At 70.2% G+C, this 19,672-nt stretch carries 20 protein-coding genes; 13 read left to right on the top strand and 7 right to left on the bottom strand.

Annotated elements, in window-relative coordinates:
• Window positions 1–103: 103 nt before the first annotated feature.
• Entirely contained in the window at window positions 104–1,675 is a 1,572-nt protein-coding gene (locus A37W_RS0115630) for an ABC transporter substrate-binding protein (protein WP_018303978.1), read from the bottom strand.
• Between the two features lie 121 nt (window positions 1,676–1,796).
• Between A37W_RS0115630 and A37W_RS0115625 the strand changes: the two genes are divergently transcribed.
• Window positions 1,797–2,465, top strand: a complete 669-nt coding sequence (locus A37W_RS0115625) for a DUF1028 domain-containing protein (RefSeq protein WP_018303977.1) — start codon at window positions 1,797–1,799, stop codon at window positions 2,463–2,465.
• Window positions 2,466–2,536: 71 nt separating this feature from the next.
• Here A37W_RS0115625 and A37W_RS0115620 read toward each other — a convergent pair whose 3' ends face one another.
• Complete coding sequence (locus A37W_RS0115620; RefSeq protein WP_018303976.1) at window positions 2,537–3,295, bottom strand: FadR/GntR family transcriptional regulator; 759 nt, start codon at window positions 3,293–3,295, stop codon at window positions 2,537–2,539.
• A gap of 252 nt (window positions 3,296–3,547) precedes the next feature.
• Here A37W_RS0115620 and A37W_RS0115615 point away from each other — a divergent pair, with 252 nt between their 5' ends.
• Both A37W_RS0115615 and A37W_RS0115610 read left to right on the top strand, forming a co-directional pair.
• Entirely contained in the window at window positions 3,548–4,522 is a 975-nt protein-coding gene (locus A37W_RS0115615; RefSeq protein ID WP_018303975.1) for a daunorubicin resistance protein DrrA family ABC transporter ATP-binding protein, read from the top strand.
• 205 nt (window positions 4,523–4,727) lie between these two features.
• Window positions 4,728–5,525: an ABC transporter permease gene (locus A37W_RS0115610; RefSeq protein WP_018303974.1), complete on the top strand. Its 798-nt coding sequence runs from the start codon at window positions 4,728–4,730 to the stop codon at window positions 5,523–5,525.
• A 113-nt stretch (window positions 5,526–5,638) separates the two neighbouring features.
• Here the strand turns inward: A37W_RS0115610 and A37W_RS0115605 are convergent, their stop codons facing one another.
• Window positions 5,639–7,210, bottom strand: coding sequence for a bifunctional metallophosphatase/5'-nucleotidase (locus A37W_RS0115605; protein WP_040754175.1), 1,572 nt, complete (start codon window positions 7,208–7,210; stop codon window positions 5,639–5,641).
• A 155-nt stretch (window positions 7,211–7,365) separates the two neighbouring features.
• Here A37W_RS0115605 and A37W_RS0115600 point away from each other — a divergent pair, with 155 nt between their 5' ends.
• Entirely contained in the window at window positions 7,366–7,701 is a 336-nt protein-coding gene (locus A37W_RS0115600; RefSeq protein ID WP_026198547.1) for a DUF952 domain-containing protein, read from the top strand.
• Entirely contained in the window at window positions 7,698–8,750 is a 1,053-nt protein-coding gene (locus A37W_RS0115595) for a quinone-dependent dihydroorotate dehydrogenase (protein ID WP_018303971.1), read from the top strand. The genes A37W_RS0115600 and A37W_RS0115595 overlap by 4 nt, the downstream gene beginning before the upstream one ends.
• Here A37W_RS0115595 and A37W_RS0115590 read toward each other — a convergent pair.
• The 4 genes from A37W_RS0115590 to A37W_RS0115575 are packed head-to-tail and all read right to left on the bottom strand — an operon-like array spanning window position 8,740 to window position 11,683.
• Entirely contained in the window at window positions 8,740–9,357 is a 618-nt protein-coding gene (locus A37W_RS0115590; protein WP_018303970.1) for a methyltransferase family protein, read from the bottom strand. The two genes, A37W_RS0115595 and A37W_RS0115590, sit on opposite strands and share 11 nt — an antisense overlap.
• A 46-nt stretch (window positions 9,358–9,403) precedes the next feature.
• Entirely contained in the window at window positions 9,404–10,732 is a 1,329-nt protein-coding gene (locus tag A37W_RS0115585) for an MATE family efflux transporter (protein ID WP_018303969.1), read from the bottom strand.
• A 4-nt stretch (window positions 10,733–10,736) separates the two neighbouring features.
• On the bottom strand, window positions 10,737–11,243 hold the full coding sequence (locus A37W_RS0115580) for a PaaI family thioesterase (RefSeq protein ID WP_018303968.1): 507 nt from the start codon (window positions 11,241–11,243) through the stop codon (window positions 10,737–10,739).
• Window positions 11,240–11,683, bottom strand: coding sequence for a PaaI family thioesterase (locus tag A37W_RS0115575; RefSeq protein WP_018303967.1), 444 nt, complete (start codon window positions 11,681–11,683; stop codon window positions 11,240–11,242). Before A37W_RS0115575 ends, A37W_RS0115580 begins: the two co-directional genes overlap by 4 nt.
• Before the next feature lie 149 nt (window positions 11,684–11,832).
• On the opposite strand from A37W_RS0115575, the gene A37W_RS0115570 reads away from it, so the two are divergent.
• The 8 genes from A37W_RS0115570 (at window position 11,833) to A37W_RS0115535 (ending at window position 19,649) form a co-directional block, all read left to right on the top strand.
• A complete protein-coding gene (locus tag A37W_RS0115570; protein ID WP_018303966.1) occupies window positions 11,833–12,198 on the top strand; it encodes a MerR family transcriptional regulator in 366 nt (121 codons plus the stop codon).
• A gap of 256 nt (window positions 12,199–12,454) precedes the next feature.
• On the top strand, window positions 12,455–12,856 hold the full coding sequence (locus A37W_RS0115565; RefSeq protein ID WP_018303965.1) for a MerR family transcriptional regulator: 402 nt from the start codon (window positions 12,455–12,457) through the stop codon (window positions 12,854–12,856).
• 97 nt (window positions 12,857–12,953) lie between these two features.
• Complete coding sequence (locus tag A37W_RS0115560) at window positions 12,954–14,732, top strand: acyl-CoA dehydrogenase C-terminal domain-containing protein (RefSeq protein ID WP_018303964.1); 1,779 nt, start codon at window positions 12,954–12,956, stop codon at window positions 14,730–14,732.
• Between the two features lie 64 nt (window positions 14,733–14,796).
• Window positions 14,797–15,009 (top strand): hypothetical protein, encoded by a 213-nt coding sequence (locus A37W_RS0115555; protein WP_018303963.1) that lies wholly within the window; start codon window positions 14,797–14,799, stop codon window positions 15,007–15,009.
• A gap of 133 nt (window positions 15,010–15,142) precedes the next feature.
• Complete coding sequence (locus A37W_RS0115550; RefSeq protein WP_018303962.1) at window positions 15,143–15,766, top strand: glutathione S-transferase family protein; 624 nt, start codon at window positions 15,143–15,145, stop codon at window positions 15,764–15,766.
• A 12-nt stretch (window positions 15,767–15,778) separates the two neighbouring features.
• Entirely contained in the window at window positions 15,779–16,990 is a 1,212-nt protein-coding gene (locus A37W_RS0115545; RefSeq protein ID WP_018303961.1) for an acetyl-CoA C-acetyltransferase, read from the top strand.
• 5 nt (window positions 16,991–16,995) lie between these two features.
• Window positions 16,996–17,445, top strand: coding sequence for a hypothetical protein (locus tag A37W_RS0115540; RefSeq protein ID WP_018303960.1), 450 nt, complete (start codon window positions 16,996–16,998; stop codon window positions 17,443–17,445).
• Between the two features lie 11 nt (window positions 17,446–17,456).
• A complete protein-coding gene (locus tag A37W_RS0115535) occupies window positions 17,457–19,649 on the top strand; it encodes a 3-hydroxyacyl-CoA dehydrogenase NAD-binding domain-containing protein (RefSeq protein WP_018303959.1) in 2,193 nt (730 codons plus the stop codon).
• Window positions 19,650–19,672 lie beyond the last annotated feature (23 nt).

Genomic DNA, 19,672 nt, shown 5'->3' with positions numbered 1-19,672 from the left:
GGTGGGTGAAACCCACCATTCCGGACGTCGCGCGCGGTGGGTTTCACCCACCCTACAGGTGCCGCAGTCGGGCGGCGCGCCGAAAGCGCGCCGCCCGCCTCCGTCACTCCTTGGTCACGTCTTCCAGCAGCAGGTAGAAGCTCGGCTGCAGCTCGAAGTTGCCGACGCGGTCGTTCGCCACCGCGTTCTGCACCCAGTTGGCGACGAACACCCACGGCGCGTCCTCGACCACGATCTCCTGCATCTGCTTGTAAAGCTCGGCGCGCTCGTCCTGGTCGGTCGCCACGCGGGCGCGGTCCAGCAGGTCGTCCACCTCGGGGTTGGAATAGTAGCCCGAGTTGAAGCCGCCCTCTTCGGGGAACGCGGCGGTGCGCAGCGTGAGGAACGGCAGCGTGTCGGGGTCCGAGGTCATCCATGCCATCTCGGCCATGTCGGCCTTGCCCTCGAGGCCGGGATTCACCTCGCCGAGGAATGTGTTCCACTCGTAGGTCTCGATGGTGACGTCGAAACCGACCGCCTCCAGATCGGCCTGGATCGCGGTGCCCATGGCGATCGGGTCGAGCATGCCGGAGCCGCCCTCGGTGACGTAGAAGGTCACCTCGGGGTTCTCCATCCCGGCCTCGGCCAGAAGCTCGCGGGCGCGGTCGGGATCGTAGGGATAGGGCTCCAGCGCGTCGTTGTAGGCCCAGCCGAAGGCGGGCGGCGTCGGGCCGGCAGCGACCTGCGCGGTACCGTCGAGCACGTCCTCGACGAGGCTCTCCTTGTTGATCGCGTAGTTCGCGGCCTGGCGGACCTGCTGGTTCGCGAACGGCCCCTCGCGCATGTTGAGGATGAGGAACCAGACGTGCGGGCCTGCGGCCTCGTAGATCTCGTAGCCGTCGCCCTCGAACTCGGTCAGCGCGTTCGGCGGCACCTCGACCATGACGTCGATCCCGCCGGCCAGCATCTCGGCCACGCGGGTGTTGGCGTCGGTCAGCGGGCGGAAGACGACCGCCTGCAGCTCGGGCGCGCCGTTCCAGTAGTCGGCGTTGGCCTCGACCACGACGGCCTCGTTGGACTGCCACTCGACGAAGTGGAAGGGGCCGGTACCGACCGGATTCCGGCCGAAATCGGCGCCGTACTCCTCGACCGCGGCGGGCGAGACGATGGCGCCGGTGGGCGAGGCGAGGTTCGACATGAAGGGCGCGAAGGGCTCGGTCAGCGTGAACCGCACCGTCAGATCGTCCACCGCCTCGACGCTCTCGACCGAGGAGAAGAAGAAGGCGAGCGGGAACGGGCCGGTGTCGTAGTAGGGATGCGCCTCGTCCAGCATCCTCTGAAACGTGAAGACGACGGCGTCGGCGTTGAACGGCGTGCCGTCGTGGAAGGTGACGCCCTCACGCAGGTTGAAGGTGTATTCCAGCCCGTCGTCGCTGATCTCCCAGTCCGTCGCCAGCTTCGGCACGATGTTCAGCGTGCCGCTCTCGTAGCCGACGAGGCCGTCGTAGATGTTGACGAGGATGCGGAAGTCGTTCGCCGCGGTGACGGTCTGCGGGTCCAGCGACTTCGGCTCGGCGATCTGGCCGACGACGAGGACGCCCGGCGGCGTCTGCGCGGCGGCGGGACCGGCGAGCGCCAGCGTCGCGGCGGCGCCGGTGGCCAGAAGCGCCCGGCGGGTCCAGTTGAGAAGTGTCATGGGGTGCGGTCCTCTCCTGTTCGGCGAAGTGGGGCGGGCCACGTCTTGACGCGCGGTCCTTGCGTCAAGCGGACCAAATTATCATGATAAATGTCAAGCGCGATGACAGGCAGGAGAGCCCGTGACCTATTCGATCCTCGTCCGCGACGAAGAAACCGGCACCATCGGCGGTGCGGCGACCACCGGGTCGCTGTGCGTGGGCGGCTGGGTCCTGCGCGGCCGGCCCGATACAGGCATGAGCGCGAGCCAGGGCTCCGCGCCGTCCACGTTCTGGGGCGAGGAGGCGCTGGACCTGATGGCGGGCGGCACCCCGGCGGCCGAGGCGGTGCGACGGCTGACCTCCTCCGACCCCGGCCGGGCGCACCGGCAGATGACCGCGCTCGATTGCGGCGGCGGGACGGGTCATTTCACCGGGGCGGAGTCGATCGCCTCGGCCTGCGCGGCGGAGGCGCCGGGCGCGGTGGCGGCGGGGAACCTGCTGTCGAACGCCGACGTGCCGCAGGCGGTGCTGGACGGCTATGCCCGGGCGACGGGCGCGGTCTCGGCGCGGCTGCTGGCAGCATTGGTCGCCGGGCGCGAGGCGGGGGGCGACTCACGGGGGCTGCTGTCCGCGGCGCTGCTGGTGTTCGCGCCGCGGCGGCCGCCGCTGACGTTGCGGGTGGACCTGGCCGACGACCCGCTGGAGGCGCTGGAGCGGCTGCACAGTTGCGCGACGAGCGGGGATTACGCGGACTGGACGCGGGTGGTGCCGGTCATCGGCGATCCGCACCGCTGGCAGGCGCCGGACTGACCGGACGCCGTCACGGGGTTTGACCCGGACTTCGGCGATGTCCGTCACGATCTTCGCCGGAGATCGGTGCGTCAGCCCTCGATGAAGCGGCTGAGGACGCGGGCCTCCTGCCCCTCCATCAGCCGCTGCGCCGTCTCCATGTGCGCGGCCATGACGCGCCGCGCGGCGGGGCCGTCTCCCCGGGCGAGCGCCGCGATCAGCTCTATCTGGTAGGCGTGGCCCGTGCGGCGCAGCTCGGGGTTCGGCGGCGCGAACAGCTCGCGCGAGACGGTGATGTCGGACAGCACCTCGGCCATGAAGCCGACGACGAAGCCCAGCAGCTCGTTGCCCGCATGCTCGGCCAGCCGGGCGTGGAAGCGCAGCGAGGCGACGTGCTGCGCCCGCTCCTCGTCGAGGTCGGTCGCCGGCTCGGCGCAGGCGTCGGCCAGCGCACGCAGCTCGTCCAGCTGCGCGGGGGTCAGCCGGCCGGCGAGGTCCTCGGCCATCACCGGCTCCAGCGCACGGCGCATCTGGTAGATGTCGCCGATCGTCAGTCCGCGGAAGTAGAAGTAGTTCGCCAGCAGCGCCCGCGCCCGGCCCGTGGACACGCGGCCGACGAAGCTGCCGCCGCCGGGACCGGTGCGCGTCTCGATCAGACCCTGCGCCTCGAGGATGCGCATCGCCTCGCGGATCGTGCTCTTGGCCATGCCGAAGCGCGCCATCAGATCGGCCTCGCCCGGCAGGCGGTCGCCGGTCTTCAGGCCCTTCGAGACGACCCAGTCCTTGATCGCCTCCGCCACCTTCACGGGGCGCGAGCGCCGCGGCGGGCGGGAGGGGGTGGCGTCGTTCATCGCGGGTCACCCTAGTGCGGGCGGTCCGGCGTGGAAAGGTCGGCGGCCGGACGGGACGGATCCGCCGGACGATATGCACAGGGCGGAGCGGACCCGCCGCGCCGCCCTCCCCGCAGCCAGCTGCGGCGCATGTCTCTTCCACGAGGTCGCGGACCAACCCGCTGACGTTTCCAACGGGCGCCCGATGCCCTGCCCGCTTGACGCCCGGGCGGCCGCGGCCGACGGTCCGGTAGCGAACGAAGGAGCGCCGAAGTGAGCGACATCCCCCCGACCGACCCCGCGATCCGCGCCCGCGGCCTAATCAAGCGCTTCGGCGATCTCGCCGCGGTGGACGGGATCGACCTCGATGTGCCGCGGGGCGAGATCTTCGCGATCCTGGGCCCCAACGGCGCGGGCAAGACGACGCTGATCCGGATGCTGGCGACGCTGCTGACGCCGGACGGGGGCGAGGCGACGGTGCTTGGCCACGACCTGACGGCCGACCCTCAGGCGGTGCGCGGCGCCATCGCGCTGACCGGGCAGTTCGCGTCCCTGGACGAGGATCTGACGGGGCGCGAGAACCTCATCCTGCTGGCGCGGCTGTGGGGCTTTTCCCGCCGCGACGCGCGAGCGCGGGCCGAGGCGCTGCTTGCCGACTTCGACCTCGCCGACGCGGCGACCCGGCAGGTGAAGGCCTATTCGGGAGGCATGCGGCGGCGGCTGGACATCGCGGCCTCGCTGATCGTGACGCCGGGCGTGCTGTTCCTGGACGAGCCGACGACCGGCCTCGACCCGACCGCGCGGCAGAAGGTGTGGCGGCTGATCCGCCAGCTGGCCGGATCGGGCGTGACGATCCTCCTGACGACGCAGTACCTGGAGGAGGCGGACCAGCTGGCGCGGCGGATCGCGGTGGTGGACCACGGCCGCAAGATCGCCGAGGGCACCAGCCGCGAGCTGAAGGCGCAGGTCGGCGAGGGGTTCCTGTCTGTGACGCTGGCCGACGCGTCCCGGCTGGACGAGGCTGCCGACCTCCTCGCTGCGCAGCTCGGCGCGCGCCCGGGCCGGAATGCCGAGGACAGCCGGCTCACCGTCCGCGCCGGCTCCGCCGCCGAGGCGAACGCGGCGCTGGCTGCGCTGATCGCGGCGGGGATCGAGCCGTCCGACTTTTCCATGGGCGCGCCGAGCCTGGAGGAGGTGTTCTTCGCGCTGACCGGCGGGCCGGGCGCCGGGCGCGAGGCGACCGAGTGAGGGGCTGGGAGCCGCGCGCTCTGGCTGCGCGGGGCCCCGGCTCGGGGCCGGGGCGGGTGTCTTTGCTGGTCAGCCGCGATCCCCGGTCCTCGCCGGGTGCTTCCTCCGCACCCCTTTCCGCCCGTCCCGGGCCTGACCCGGGACCCCGATCGGCCTCGCGCCTTCATCGAACCCGCCGAACCTCTCCCCCACCGATGAGCCGCCCATGACCGACCCCGCCTTCGCCCGCACGACCCGCCCTGCCCCGCCCGGCCCGTTCGCCAACGCGCTGACCTTCGGCTGGCGCGCCGTTCTGAAGTTCAAGCACGTGCCCGAGCAGCTGTTCGACCTCGTCATGACGCCGATCATGTTCACGCTGCTCTTCACCTTCGTCTTCGGCGGCGCACTGGCGGGGTCCACGGGCGATTACCTGCAGTATTTCCTGCCCGGCATCCTGGTGCAGACCGTCATCTTCAACGCCGTCTATTCCGGCATGGGACTGTGCACCGACATCACCAAGGGGCTGTTCGACCGCTTCCGCAGCCTGCCGATCTGGTCGCTGGCGCCGTTCGCGGGGCTGATCGTCGGCGACGTGCTGCGGCACCTGATCGCGGGCGGGATCATCCTCGGGATCGGGCTGATCCTCGGCTACCGGCCGGAGGCGGGGGTGCCGGGGGTGCTGGCGGCGTTCGTCCTGCTGCTGGCCATCGGGTTCGGCTTCGGCTGGGTGTTCCTCGTCGTGGGCCTGCTGGTGCGGACGCCGACGACGGTGTTGACCCTCAGCTTCTCCGTCCTTTTCCCGGTCGTGTTCGCGTCCAACATCATGGTCCAGCCCGAGACGATGCCGGGATGGCTGGAGGCGTTCGTGCGGGCCAATCCGATCAGCTGGATGACGACGGCGATGCGGGGGCTGCTGAGCGGAACGGCGACGGCGGGCGAGGTGGTGGCGGCGCTCGCCGCGCCGGCGGCGCTGGCGCTGGTGCTGATGCCGGTGACGCTGCGGCTGTACCGGCGGAACGCCTGAGACGAAAGGAGCGGCCCCTGAGGGGACCGCTCCTGAAGGCAAGGCGCGAACGAATTTCGAGAAATTCGTTCTGGCGCAGAGGGAAATTCGTCGAATTTCCTTCGCGCGTGAGCTTACTCCGCCGCCGGGGCGTTCTCGATCGTGATCCGGCCGTCGGTGTAGGGCGTGTAGGGCCCGTTCGCCGCCAGGTACTCGGCCGTCACGTCGGCCAGATCGGGGCCGAAGTCGTAGGCGTTCTCGGCGTTCACGAACATCGAGTAGCCGTCTCCGCCGTTGCGGACGTAGTTGTTCGACACCGCTCCGTAGGTCGCCTCGGGATCCAGCGGCTCGCCACCGACCGTCACCTCGGTGATGCGGCTGCCCGGCTCCTGGCTGAGGTCGGCGGTGAAGGTCATGCCCGCGATCTGCGGGAAGCGGCCGGCGCCTTCCTCGACCTGGGACACGCCGTTCTCCAGCGCCTCCATCAGCTGCGCGCCGGTGATCTGGAAGGTGGACAGCGTATTCTGGAACGGCAGCACCGTCAGCACCTCGCCCATCGTCACCTCGCCCGCGTCGATCGACGCCCGAAGGCCGCCGGAGTTGGCGATGGCGACGTCGATGCCCTGGTCCGCCACGCGGTCGAGCATGGCGTCGGCGACGAGGTTGCCCATCGAGCATTCCATCGCGCGGCAGATGTCGCGGTTGCCCTCGATCGCCTCGGAGGTCTCGGCGACAACCTCGTTGCGGATCTCGTCCAGCGGCGCGGCGTATTCGGCGATCTGGTCCAGGACGCCCTGGTTCTCCTCGACGCTCGCGTCGATCAGCAGCGGCTGGCCGGACGCCTCGATGATGTTGCCGTCGTCGTCGAATGTGACGTCCAGCATGCCGAGGTACTTGCCGTAGGCGTAAGCCTGCACGATGGCGGTATCACCGACCATCGTCGGGTAGGCACCCTGCGCGCCCTCCATGTCGCCCAGGAGCGTGTTGGTGTGGCCGCCGACGATGACGTCGACGCCGGTCGTGTTCTCGGCGACCGTCTGGTCGAGGCCGTAGCCCGAGTGGCTGAGGACGACGATCTTGTTCACGCCGGCCTCGGTCAGCGCGTCGACCTCGGCCTGAACGGCGTCGGACGGATCGGTGAAGATCACGTTCGGCCCCGGCGAGGCGAGTTCGTCGGTGTCCTGCGGCGTCAGGCCGATCAGGCCGATCGTCTCGCCGCCGACCTCGATCGTCGTGGACTTCATGATCGCGTCCGCGAGCAGCGGCTCGCCGCTGACGTCGGCGTTCGACATCAGGATCGGGAACTCCACCGTGTCCACGAACTCGCGCAGGACCTCGGGGCCGTCGTCGAACTCGTGGTTGCCGACAGTCATCGCGTCGTAGCCGAGCTGGTTCATGAACTCGGCCGTCATCGAGCCCTTGTAGTAGGTGTAGAACAGCGTGCCCTGGAACTGGTCGCCGCCGTCCACGAGGATGGTGTTCTCGTTCTCGGCGCGGGCCTGCTCGATCGCGGTGACGAGGCGCGCGGTGCCACCGAAGCACTCGCCGGCGGCGTTGGTCTCGGCGTCGCAGGTCGAATCGAACGCGCTGATCGGCTCGAACCGGTCGTGGAAGTCGTTGGTGTGCAGGATCGTCATCGAGAAGTCGGCGAGCGCCGTGCCGGCCGGCAGCAGGAGCGCGGCGGACGAGAGCAGGAGGCGTTTCATGTGGATTTCCCCGTCGGTGTTGTTGTCTGCGGTCAACCTTGCGTCCACCGGTCCCCGGTGTCAAAGGCCGCGGTTCCGACGCCGTAACGTCAGCGGATGACGGGGAGGTGACGCTGCTTCTTGACGCGGCGTTCGCGCTGCGGTGGGTAGGCGCCATGCTGATCTACAAGATTTTCCGCGCCCCCGAGTGGGCAGAGCTGCAGGCGGCGGGATCCACCCCCGGCGCGCCGGTCGACGTCGCCGACGGCTACGTCCACTTCTCCACCGCCGCGCAGGTCGCCGAGACGGCGGCGAAGCATTTCGCCGGCGAGGACGGGCTGATGCTGCTGTCGGTGGAGGCGGACGCCCTCGGCGACGACCTCAAGTGGGAGCCGTCGCGCGGCGGGCAGCTGTTCCCGCACCTGTACCGCGAGCTGCGCCTGTCGGATGTCGCGGCGGCGCGGGCGATGCCGCTGGTGGACGGCGACCACCGCCTGCCCGACCTGTCGTGATAGAGAAGCTCGGCCTCGCCGTCCTGCACCGGATCGACCCCGAGACGGCGCACGGTCTGGCGCTGAAGGCGCTGCAGGCGGGCCTCGGCCCCCGCGGCGGGCCGGTGACGTCGCCGCGGCTGCGGACGAGCCTGGCGGGGCTCGACCTGCCGAACCCGGTCGGCCTGGCCGCCGGGTTCGACAAGAACGCCGAGGTGCTGGCGCCGCTGTCGCGCGCCGCGTTCGGCTTCCTCGAAGTGGGCGCGGTGACGCCGCGGGCGCAGACCGGCAACCCGCGGCCGCGGCTGTTCCGGCTCGCCGAGGACCGCGCCGCGATCAACCGCTTCGGCTTCAACAATGCCGGGATGGAGGCGGCGGCCGGGCGCCTGGCGCAGCGGCCGGAGGGGACCGTGCTCGGGTTGAACCTCGGCGCCAACAAGGACAGCCACGACCGCGCAGCGGACTTCGCGAAGGTGCTGACGCGCTGCGGCGCCCGGATCGACTTCGCGACCGTCAACGTCTCGTCCCCCAATACCGAGCATCTGCGCGACCTGCAGGGCCGCGAGGCGCTGGCCGCCTTGCTGGCCGGCGTGATGGAGGCGAACGCCGCCCTCGCCCGGCCGGTGCCGGTCCTGGTCAAGATCGCGCCCGACCTGAAGGAGGGCGAGCTCGCCCAGGTCGCCGAGGTGGCCGAGGCGGCGGGCCTGGCGGGGATCGTCGCGACGAACACCACGATCACGCGCGACGGATTGAAAAGTGCAAGACGGGAGGAGACAGGCGGCCTCTCCGGCTCTCCCCTGTTCGAAAGGTCCACCCGCGTTCTGGCGCGCCTGTCGACGTTGACCCGCCTGCGGCTGATCGGCGTGGGCGGCGTCGCCTCGGCCGAGGACGCCTACGCCAAGATCCGCGCGGGGGCGAGCGCGGTGCAGCTGTACACCGCACTCGTCTACGGCGGACTGGCGCTGGCGCGGGAGGTGGCCGAGGGGCTGGACGCCCTGCTGGCGCGGGACGGCTTCGCCTCGGTCGCCGACGCGGTCGGGACCGACCGCGACCGCTGGCTCACCAGATAGCGACCGTGGGGTAGACGCTGTCGTCCTTCAGCCATTCCAGCGTCTCGGAGACCGGGATGAAGGCGAGGAAGACCAACGCGTCGAAGAAGTTGCCGTAGAGCGGGCGGAGCGTCACCTCGATCCGCTCGGGCGTGCGGAACAGCCGCAGGTTCGGCAGGATCATCGGCACCTCGGCGGCATACTCCTCGTAGGCGGCACCGAAGCTGCGGCGCAGGTACTCCTCCTCCAGCCGGGCGGTGATCGCGAGGATGCCGCCCACGGTCGCGGTCAGCGCCAGCGCCAGCAGCACCGACCCGCTCATCAGGCCAAGGCCCGCAACGCCCAGCGTCGAGAAGAAGTAGAGCGGGTGCCGCGCCATCGAGTACGGCCCCTCGCGCACGACCCGCCGGTTCTTGGCGCCGCCGGAATAGAGGATCGACCAGAAGCGCCCGAGCACCGCGAAGATGACGCAGTAGATGCCCACCTGCTCCATCGTCTCGACGAGCGGCGACTCGAGATCCCAGACGGGTCGGGTGAAGACGAGGATCGGCAGCAGGAGAACGAACACGGCGCGCAGGACGCCGATCCGGGCCTTCTGGTTCACGGGGCGAGCGGCAGGCTTGGTCATGACCCACTCCTGCCGGAAGCTTCCCCCCCGGGCAAGGCTCGCATGGTCAGGCGGCGGCCGGCGGGATGGCCTCCGCCTCGGCCTCGAGCGAGGGGTAGCGCAGGCCGAGGGTCACGCCGCGGGCGACGAAGGAGATCAGCAGCGCCAGCCACAGGCCGTGATTGCCGAGGGCCGGGACCAGCGTCAGCGCCGCGATCAGGTAGACGACGAACGACACCGCCATCATGTTGCGCATGTCCCGGGTGCGGGTGGCGCCGATGAAGATGCCGTCCAGCATCCAGGCCGCGATTCCGGCGACGGGCGCGGCGACCATGTACGGCAGGTAGTGGCGCGCCCCCTCTCGCACGTCCGGCGCGGTCGTCATCACGTCGATGATCGCCCCGCCGCCCAGCGCGAAGGCGAGGCTGAGCCCGGCGCAGATCGCCAGCCCCCAGCCCGACGTCAGCAGGGCGCCGCGGCGCAGCCCCGGCCGGTCGCGGCGGCCCATCGCCTGCCCCACCAGCGTCTCGGCCGCGAAGGCGAAGCCGTCGAGCGCGTAGGCCGTGATGTGCAGGAACTGCAGCAGGATCTGGTTCGCCGCCAGCTGCACGTCGCCGAAGTCCGATCCCCAGAACAGGAACGACACGAAGACCGCCTCCAGCAGCAGCGAGCGCAGGAGGATGTCGACGTTGACCACCGTCATCCGCCTCAGGCGGGCGGGGTCGAACACCCGCGCCCGGTCGCGCCAGTCGGTCCCGGCGAAGGCGTCGCGGCAGTACCACAGGCCGAGGGCGAGGCCGGACCATTCGGCGATGAAGGTGGCCGTCGCCACCCCGCCGACGCCCCAGCCGAGGCCGAGCACGAAGAGGAGGTCGAGCACGATGTTGGTGCCGTTCATCAGCAGCTGGATGGCGAAGACGGCGCGCGTCCGCTCCTGCGCGATCAGCCAGCCGGTGATGCCGTAGATCGCGATAGCGGCCGGCGCCGACCAGACGCGGATCGCCATGTACTGGCGCGCGAGGCCCTCGACTTCGGCGCTCGCCGGCGAGAGGCGGAAGGCCGCCCAGAACAGCGGCAGCTGCAGGGCGATGATCGCCACGCCCGCCGCCGCGCCGATCAGCAGGGCCCGGGACAGCAGCGCCGCGACCTCGGGGCCGTTCCCCTCGCCCGCCGCCCGCGCCGTCAGGCCGGTCGTGCCCATCCTGAGGAAGCCGAAGACCCAGTAGAGCGCGGTCAGGATAATCGCCCCGATGCCGACCGCCCCGATCGGCGCCGCTTCGCCCAGCTGGCCGACGACGCCGGTATCCACCGCGCCGAGGATCGGCACGGTCGCGTTCGACAGCACGATCGGGATCGCGACGTTCAGCACCCTGCGGTGGGTCAGCGCCGCGGCCACGCGCTCAGCCCTCGCGCGGGGGCATCAGGAAATGTCCCGTCGCCTGCGCGAACAGGCGCGCGCGGTTGTCCTGCCAGGCCTCCACATGGACCGACGCGTAGCGCCGGCCCGACCGGTTCACCCGCGCCCGCGCGTAGGCGTCCCGCGGCAGGCCGGAGCGCAGGTAGTCCACGGTGATGTCGATGGTCTTGGGCAGGCGCGGCGGCGGGGCGTCGCCGTATTCCGGCAGGCGCCCGCCCTCCATGTCGTCCCAAAGGACCGCCCAGGCGAGTTCCAGGATCGCCGTCGTCTCGAGGAAGGCCGCCGTCACCCCGCCGTGCAGCGCCGGCAGGCCGGGATTGCCGATGAGCTTGTCGTCGAACGGCAGCACGGCGGTCAACTCGTCGCCGCGGCGGTCGACGGTGATGCCGAGAAAGGCGGCGTAGGGAATGGAACCGACCAGACCGGCGAGCGCCCGGTCGCGGCGGCCCTTGACCACCTGCACCGGCTCGGGCCGTTGCCGCGGGCTCATCGGCCGCGCTCCACGGTGAAGGCGCCGGTGGCGGAGGCGACGGGCCGCCCCTCCTCGCCGTCGGTGGCGGTGGCGCGGACGAACGCGACCGAGCGGGTCATGTGGTAGCACACCGCCTCGGCCCGGATCGCGCGGCCGGGGGTGGCGGAGCGCATGTAGTCGATGCGCAGATCCAGCGTCGCCGTGCCGGCGGGCGTCTGCGCGTGCGCCATCACCGCCGCCCCGCCGCACGTGTCCATCAGCGCCGAGACGGCGCCGCCGTGGATCACCCCGGTCTCGGGATCGCCGATCAGGCGCGCGTCGTAGGGCATCTCCATCACCGCGCGGCCCTCGGTCAGGTCCACCAGGGTCATGCCCAGCGCCCGTGCGTGCGGCAGCGCGCCGATGAAGGCGCGGCCGAAGGCCAGTCGCCGCTCCGCGATGTCGTCGTCCTCGGCCATCGTCCTCTCCGCCCGCGTGCGGTCCAACTTGCCGCTTGGGGGCGCGGGGGCAAGGCGTATCTCGTCGACCTTGCAGGGACCGCCGCGCGATCCGGTTGTCCGGCCCGCCCTTGGCGACTAGATTCCCGGCGGACGTGGGGAGGGCCGAAGTGACCGAGCGACTGTCGTTCAAGGAGATGTGCGCCCGGTTCGACGTGACCCCGCGGACCCTGCGCTACTACGAATACATCGAGCTGCTGTCGCCCGAGCGCGATGGTCGCGCCCGCTGGTACGGCCCGACCGAGATCGCGCGCATGACGCTGATCCTGCGCGGCCGCAAGTTCGGCTTCGCGCTCGAGGACATCCGCCAGTGGCTGCTGATCTACGACAACGAGGGGACCGAGGCGCAGATGCGGCGCTGGGTCTCTCTCGCCGACGAACAGCTGGTCCGTCTCGCCGAGGAGAAGGCGCAGCTCGAGGATACGATCGAAGAGCTGAAGCGGCTGCGCGACCAGACGGCGAACGGGCTGTCCTGACCGGCTGATTCGGCTGCGCCCGCCAGGAACACCGGCTCATGTGCGAAGACGCACCGATGACGCGGCCCCGGAATTTGACCATCAGGTCGAAAAATTTCGCGCTCGGGTTGCGAAAGTTTCGTGACCTTTCGTCAACGAATTTTTGACGCCGCGTTTCGTTTACGTACACGTCACTTCGTCTTGTAAGATGCCGTCAGTGGGCGCACCTCACGCCGCGGAACACTCCCCCACATCCGCAACGTGAGATGAGCTCGTGATGACCGACACCGAAAAGACCATGACCATCCGCGAAATGTGCGACAGCTTCGACGTCACCCCCCGCACGCTTCGCTTCTACGAATCCAAGGAGCTGCTCTTCCCGATCCGCGAGGGCACCCGCCGGCTGTTCACCCGGCGCGACCGTGCGCGGCTCAAGCTGATCCTGCGCGGCAAGCGCTTCGGCTTCAGCCTCGAGGAGATCCGGCAGCTTCTGGACCTGTATCACATGGGCGACGCGCAGAAGACGCAGCTCGAGCGGACCTACGAAGTGGCCCGCACGCACCTGGCCGAGATGGAAGGCCAGCGCGATGAGCTGACCCAGGCGATCGACGAGCTGAAAGGCCAGATCGACTGGTGCGCCGCCGAACTCGAGAAGCGCCGCACCGGCGCCGCCGCCTGACGAGGGCGGCGATCGGTCCCGGCCTCAGGCCGGGACCGCCGGGGCGGCATGGCTTGACCTCGGGGCCCCCGGGCCCCGGCACGACGAAGGAAAGACGATGCCGAGCTATACCGCCCCCACCCGCGACCTGCAGTTCGTCCTGCACGACCTGCTGAAGATCTCCGACAGCGACATCCCCGGATACGCCGACCTCGACCGCGATTTCACCGCCGCCATCATCGAGGAGGCGGGCCGACTGTCGTCAGAGGTGCTGGCGCCGCTGAACGCCGTCGGCGACCGCGAGGGCTGCCGGCTGGAGAACGGGGTGGTGCGCACGCCCACCGGCTTCCGCGAGGCGTTCGACCAGCTGCGCGAGGGCGGCTGGACCGCCCTCGACTGCGCCGAGGAATATGGCGGCCAGGGCCTGCCGGCGATCATGCGCACCGCGACCAACGAGGCGTTCGTCTCGGCCAACATGGCGCTGAACATGTACCAGGGCCTGACCCACGGCGCCTACCTCGCCATCCTGCATCACGGCACCGAGGCGCAGAAGGCCGAGTGGCTGCCCAAGCTCGTCTCGTGCGAGTGGACCGGCACGATGAACCTGACCGAGCCGCACTGCGGCACCGACCTCGGCCTGATGCGGACGAAGGCCGAGCCGCAGGAGGACGGGAGCTACCGGATCACCGGGCAGAAGATCTTCATCTCCGCCGGCGAGCACGACATGGCGGACAACATCGTTCACCTGGTGCTGGCGAAGATCCCGGGCGGGCCGGACGGCATCAAGGGCGTCTCCCTCTTCATCGTGCCGAAGTTCCTGCCGAACGAGGACGGATCGCTGGGCGACCGCAACGAGGTCTCCTGCGGCAAGCTCGAAGAGAAGATGGGCATCCACGGCAACGCCACCTGCGTGATGAACTACGACGGCGCGACCGGCTGGCTGCTCGGCGAGGCGCACAAGGGCATGCGGGCGATGTTCACGATGATGAACGACGCCCGGCTCGGCGTCGGCCTGCAGGGCCTCGCGCAGGCCGAGGTGGCCTACCAGAACGCGCTCGCCTACGCCCGCGACCGGCTGCAGGGCCGCGACATCACCGGCCCCGCGAACCCCGAGGGGCCGGCCGACCCGATCATCGTGCACCCCGACGTCCGCCGCAGCCTGATGGAGCAGAAGAGCTTCGTCGAGGGCGCTCGCGCCTTCGGCCTGTGGTCGACGATGCTGCTCGACCGGGCCGAGACGATGCACGACGCGGACGCGGAGGGCCTGATCTCGCTGCTGACGCCGGTCATCAAGGGCTTCTTCACCGACCGCGGCTACGAGATCTCGACGCTGGCGCAGCAGGTCTACGGCGGCCACGGCTACATCGAGGAATGGGGCATGTCGCAGTACGTCCGCGACGCCCGCATCGCGATGATCTACGAGGGCGCGAACGGCATCCAGGCGCTCGACCTCGTCGGCCGCAAGCTGGCGGCGCAGGGCGGCAAGCCGGCGATGGCGTTCTTCGAGCTGGTGAAGACCTTCATCAAGGAGAACGAGGGGGATGCCGAGCTGAAGGCTGGCTACCTCGATCCTCTCAAGGCGGCGTCCAAGGACCTGCAGGCGGCGATGATGTACTTCATGGCCGAGGGGACCAAGAACCCGCAGAACGCGCTGGCCGGGTCCTACGACTTCATGACCATGATGGGCCATGTCTGCCTCGGCCTGATGTGGGCGATGATGGCCAGGGCCGCGAAGGACGCGCTGGCCGCCGGCGCCTCGGACGAGGACTTCTACCGCGCCAAGCTGGCGACGGGCCGGTTCTACATGGCCCGCCAGCTGCCGGCGACGGGAATGCACCTCGCCCGGATCACCTCGGGCGCCGAGCCGGTGATGGCGCTGGAGGCCGCGAACTTTTGACGACGATGGGTCGCAAGCCCATCCTGCGGGGGCGGCGCCCTGCCGCCCCTGACGGAGGAGACAGATGCCCAAGCGCCTGCGCCTGACGCGCCGCATGCCGATCGCGATGACCGAGGACGCCTACCGCCGCCTGAAGAGGTTCGCCCAGGAGGCCGGCCTCGACGAGGGCGAGGCGCTGTCGTTCCTGTTCGAGAACTTCGACAGCGTCATCGACGAGGACACGTTCGGCCACCGGCTGCGCCTGTTCAACGCCGAGCTGGAGGCGCGCAAGAAGTAGCGACGCGCCCGGCGGGGACGGTGGAGGGGGGCTGTCTGCCCCCCGCGGCTGCGCCGCCCCCCCGAGAGGTATTTGCAGCAAGATAGGGGACAGGGGCGGCGCGCCCTGCCCCGAGCGTGGGAGAGAGATCGAGATGACCGCGAAACTCTACTGCTTCGGCGAGAGCGGTAACGCCTACAAGGCGGCGCTGACGATGACGCTGGCCGGTTACGACTGGGAGCCGGTGCATCTCGACTTCTTCCGCGGGGCGGCCCGCACGGACGAGTTCCGCGCGATCAACGAGATGGGCGAGGCGCCGGTGCTGGTGGACGGCGAGACGACGCTGACGCAGTCCTGCGTGATCCAGCTGCACGTGGCGGAGCGGACGGGGAGGTTCCTCGACGGCGACCGCAACGAAATCCTGCGCTGGCTGTTCTGGGACGCGCAGAAGGGATCGGGCCAGCAGGGGAGCCTGCGGTTCCTGATGAACTTCCTGCCCGAGGACAAGCGCCCGGCGGAGGCGATCGGCTGGCTGTCGGGCCGGGTGCAGGCCGCGCTCGGCACGCTGGAGCGGCATCTGGACGGCCGGGAGTGGATGGTGGGCGACGCCCCCACGCTCGCCGACTTCGCCTGCTGCGGCTACCTCTACTACCCCGAGCCGTTCGGCTTCGACCGCGCGGCGGCGCCCGCGACGTCCGCCTGGCTCGACCGGATCGCCGCCCTGCCGGGCTGGCAGCACCCCTACGACATGATGCAGCGCGCCTTTCCGGGCGCCTGAGAAAGGACCGACATGACCGACGCCTACATCTACGACGCCGTCCGCACCCCGCGCGGCAAGGGCCGGCCCGACGGCAGCCTGCACGAGGTCACCGCCGTCCGGCTGTCGGCGCAGGTGCTGGACGCGCTGAAGGACCGGAGCGGGCTGGAGGGGCATGCCGTCGAGGACGTGATCTGGGGCAATGCCACGCAGGTCGGCGAGCAGGGCGGGTGCCTGGCGCGGTCCGCCGTGCTGGGGTCGAAGCTCGACCAGTCGATCCCCGGCCTGTCGATCAACCGCTTCTGCGCCAGCGGCATGGAAGCGGTGAACCTCGCCGCCAACCAGATCAAAGGCGGCGCCGGCGAGGCCTACATTGCCGGCGGGGTCGAGATGATGAGCCGGGTGCCCATGGGCAGCGACGGCGCCGCCATCGCGGTCGATCCGTCGCTGGCGATGGAGACCTACTTCGTGCCCCAGGGCATCGCCGCCGACATCATCGCGACCGAGTACGGATTCACCCGCGACGACGCCGACGCCTTCGCGGTGGAGAGCCAGAGGCGCGCCGCCGCCGCCTGGGCGGCGGAGCGGTTCGCGCGGTCGGTGATTCCGGTGAAGGACCGCAACGGGATCGAGATCCTCGGCCGCGACGAATACCTGCGCCCCGACACGGACATGCAGAAGCTCGGCGCGCTGAACGCCTCGTTCCAGCAGATGGGCGAGGTGATGCCGGGCTTCGACAAGGTCGCGATGATGAAGTACCCGCACCTGGCGAAGATCGAGCACGTCCACCATGCCGGCAACTCGTCCGGCATCGTGGACGGGGCGGCCGGCGTCCTCGTCGGCTCGAAGGCGTTCGGCGAGAAGTGGGGCCTGACTCCCCGCGCCCGCATCCGCGCGACCGCCAAGATCGGCACCGATCCGACGATCATGCTGACCGGCCCCGTCCCGGTGACCGAGAAGATCCTCGGCGAGGCGGGCATGGGGATCGGCGACATCGACCTCTTCGAGGTGAACGAGGCCTTCGCGTCGGTCGTGCTGCGGTTCCTGCAGCGGTTCGAGGTGGACCCCGAGCGCGTGAACCCCAACGGGGGCGCCATCGCGATGGGCCACCCCCTGGGCGCGACCGGCGCGATCATCCTCGGCACCCTGCTGGACGAGATGGAGCGCACGGACCGCGAAACCGGCCTCGCCACGCTCTGCGTCGCGTCCGGGATGGGCGCGGCCACGGTGATCGAGCGGGTGTGAGCGAAATGAGCTCTGTCCGGGACCAGCTCTTCCTCGATGTGCAGGGTTTCCTGACGGAGATCATGCATGTCGTCGACCGCCGCGACCGGGCGGGCTATCTCGACCTGATCGCCCTGCCCTACGTCATCATCACCGCCACGGACACGCGCATCTTCATCGATGAGGACGACATGGCCGATCACTTCACCCTCTTCCTCGCCGGGCTCGACACGCTCGGCTTCGAGGGGGTGAGGCACAGCCTGATCCGGGCCGATGCGCTCGGCCGCGACCTCGTCTCGGGGATCTACGAGACCCAGCTTCTGGGGGGGACGCGCGTCGTGGCGGCGCCCTACCGCTCCACCATCACCATCCGCCGCCAGACGGACCGTTGGCGCGCGGTCGCCAACGCGCACACGATCGGCCACGCCGACTGGATCGACCGGCTCGGCGCCGACGACGCCCTGCACAAGAAATGAGAGGGACCGAGATGTCCGAGTTCACCATGGAAACCGACGCCGACGGCGTCGCCGTCATCACCTGGGACGTGCCCGGGCGGTCGATGAACGTGATGTCGATGGCCGGCTGGGACGAGCTCGAGGCCATCGTCGATGAGGTGCTGGCGGACGAGGCCGTGAAGGGAATCGTGCTGACGTCCGGCAAGGACAGCTTCGCCGGCGGCATGGATCTGGGCGTCATCGCGAAGATGAAGGAAGCGGGCGCCGAGGGGCTGCTGAACGGCATCCTGCGGATCCACGGCCTGATGCGCCGGATCGAGCGGGCGGGCATGGACCCCAAGACCCTGAAGGGCGGCAAGCCGATCGCGGCCGCCCTGCCCGGCACCGCGCTCGGCATCGGACTGGAGCTGCCGCTCTGCTGCCACCGCATCTTCGCCGCCGACAATCCCAAGGCGAAGATCGGCCTGCCGGAGATCAAGGTCGGCATCTTCCCCGGCGCCGGCGGCACCACGCGCCTGTCGCGCAAGCTGGGCGCGATGGCGGCCTCGCCGCTGCTGCTGGAGGGCAAGCTGAACGATCCGGCGAAGGCGAAGGCCGCGGGCGTGATCGACGAGGTGGTGCCAGCGGGCGAGCTGATGGAGCGGGCGAAGGCGTGGGTGCTGTCCGCGACGGACGCGGACATCGTGAAGCCGTGGGACCAGAAGGGCTACAAGTTCCCGGGCGGCGCGCCCTATCACCCGTCCGGCTTCATGACCTTCGTCGGCGCCTCGGCGATGGTGAACGGGCAGACGCAAGGGGTCTACCCGGCGGCCAAGGCGCTGCTGTCTGCGGTCTACGAAGGCGCGCTGGTGCCGTTCGACACGGCGCTGAAGATCGAGGCGCGCTGGTTCACCTCCGTCCTGATGAACCCGTCCTCCGAGGCGATGATCCGCTCGCTCTTCCTCAACAAGGAGGCGCTGGAGAAGGGCGCCAACCGTCCGGAGGCCCCGGATCAGAAAGTGGCAAGAGTCGGCGTCCTCGGCGCCGGCATGATGGGCGCCGGGATCGCATATGTGTCAGCCAACGCCGGGGTCGAGGTGGTGCTGATCGACCGCGACCAGGCGGCGGCGGACAAGGGGCGGGCGCATTCAGAGGCGCTGCTGGACAAGGGCGTCGCCCGCAAGAAGGTGACGCCCCAGAAGAAGGCCGAGGTGCTCGGCCGGATCACCGCGACCTCCGATCTGGACGCGCTGAAGGGCTGCGACCTGATCGTCGAGGCGGTGTTCGAGGATCCGAAGGTCAAGGCCGAGATGACCCGGAAGGTCGAGGCCGTCGTCGGCGCGGACGCGATCTTCGCCACCAACACCTCCACCCTGCCGATCACCGAGCTGGCGAAGGCCAGCCAGCGGCCCGAGCAGTTCATCGGCATCCACTTCTTCAGCCCGGTCGACAAGATGCTGCTGGTCGAGATCATCAAGGGCGCGAAGACCGGCGACCGCGCGGTCGCCAAGGCGCTCGATTTCGTGCGGCAGATCCGCAAGACGCCGATCGTGGTGAACGACGCCCGCTTCTTCTACGCCAACCGCTGCATCATCCCCTACATCAACGAGGGCATCCGCATGGTGGCCGAGGGGGTGGAGCCGGCGCTGATCGAGAACGCGGCGCGGCTGGTCGGCATGCCTCTCGGACCGCTGCAGCTGGTGGACGAGACGTCGATCGACCTCGGCGTGAAGATCGCCAGGGCCACCAAGGCGGCGATGGGCGACGCCTATCCCGACGACGCGGTCGACGAGGTGCTGTTCTGGATGGCGGACGAGGGGCGGCTGGGGCGCAAGTCGAACTCCGGCTTCTATGCCTATGACGAGAAAGGCAAACGCACCGGGATCTGGGAGGGCCTCGCCGCCCGCTATCCGGTCTCGGACGACCAGCCGGACGTCACCGAGGTGCAGCACCGCCTGCTCTTCGCGCAGGTGCTGGAGGCGGTGCGCGCGTTCGAGGACGGCGTCCTCACCGACATCCGCGAGGGCGATGTCGGCGCGATCCTCGGCTGGGGCTTCGCGCCGTGGTCGGGCGGGCCGTTCTCGTGGCTGGACCTCCTCGGCGCGGGCCGTGCGGTGGAGATCTGCGAGGCGCTGGAGGCGGAGCACGGGGCTCGGTTCGAGGCGCCGGCGCTGCTGCGCCGGATGGCCGCGTCGGGCGCGACCTTCTACGGCGAGTACGGGGACGGCCGCGCGGCGGCCGCCTGAGAAATGCGGTCGGGGCGGCCGGG

Source organism: Wenxinia marina DSM 24838, from assembly GCF_000379485.1.
In the GTDB taxonomy this organism is placed as follows: domain Bacteria; phylum Pseudomonadota; class Alphaproteobacteria; order Rhodobacterales; family Rhodobacteraceae; genus Wenxinia; species Wenxinia marina.
This window is presented reverse-complemented; position numbering and strand designations above follow the sequence as displayed.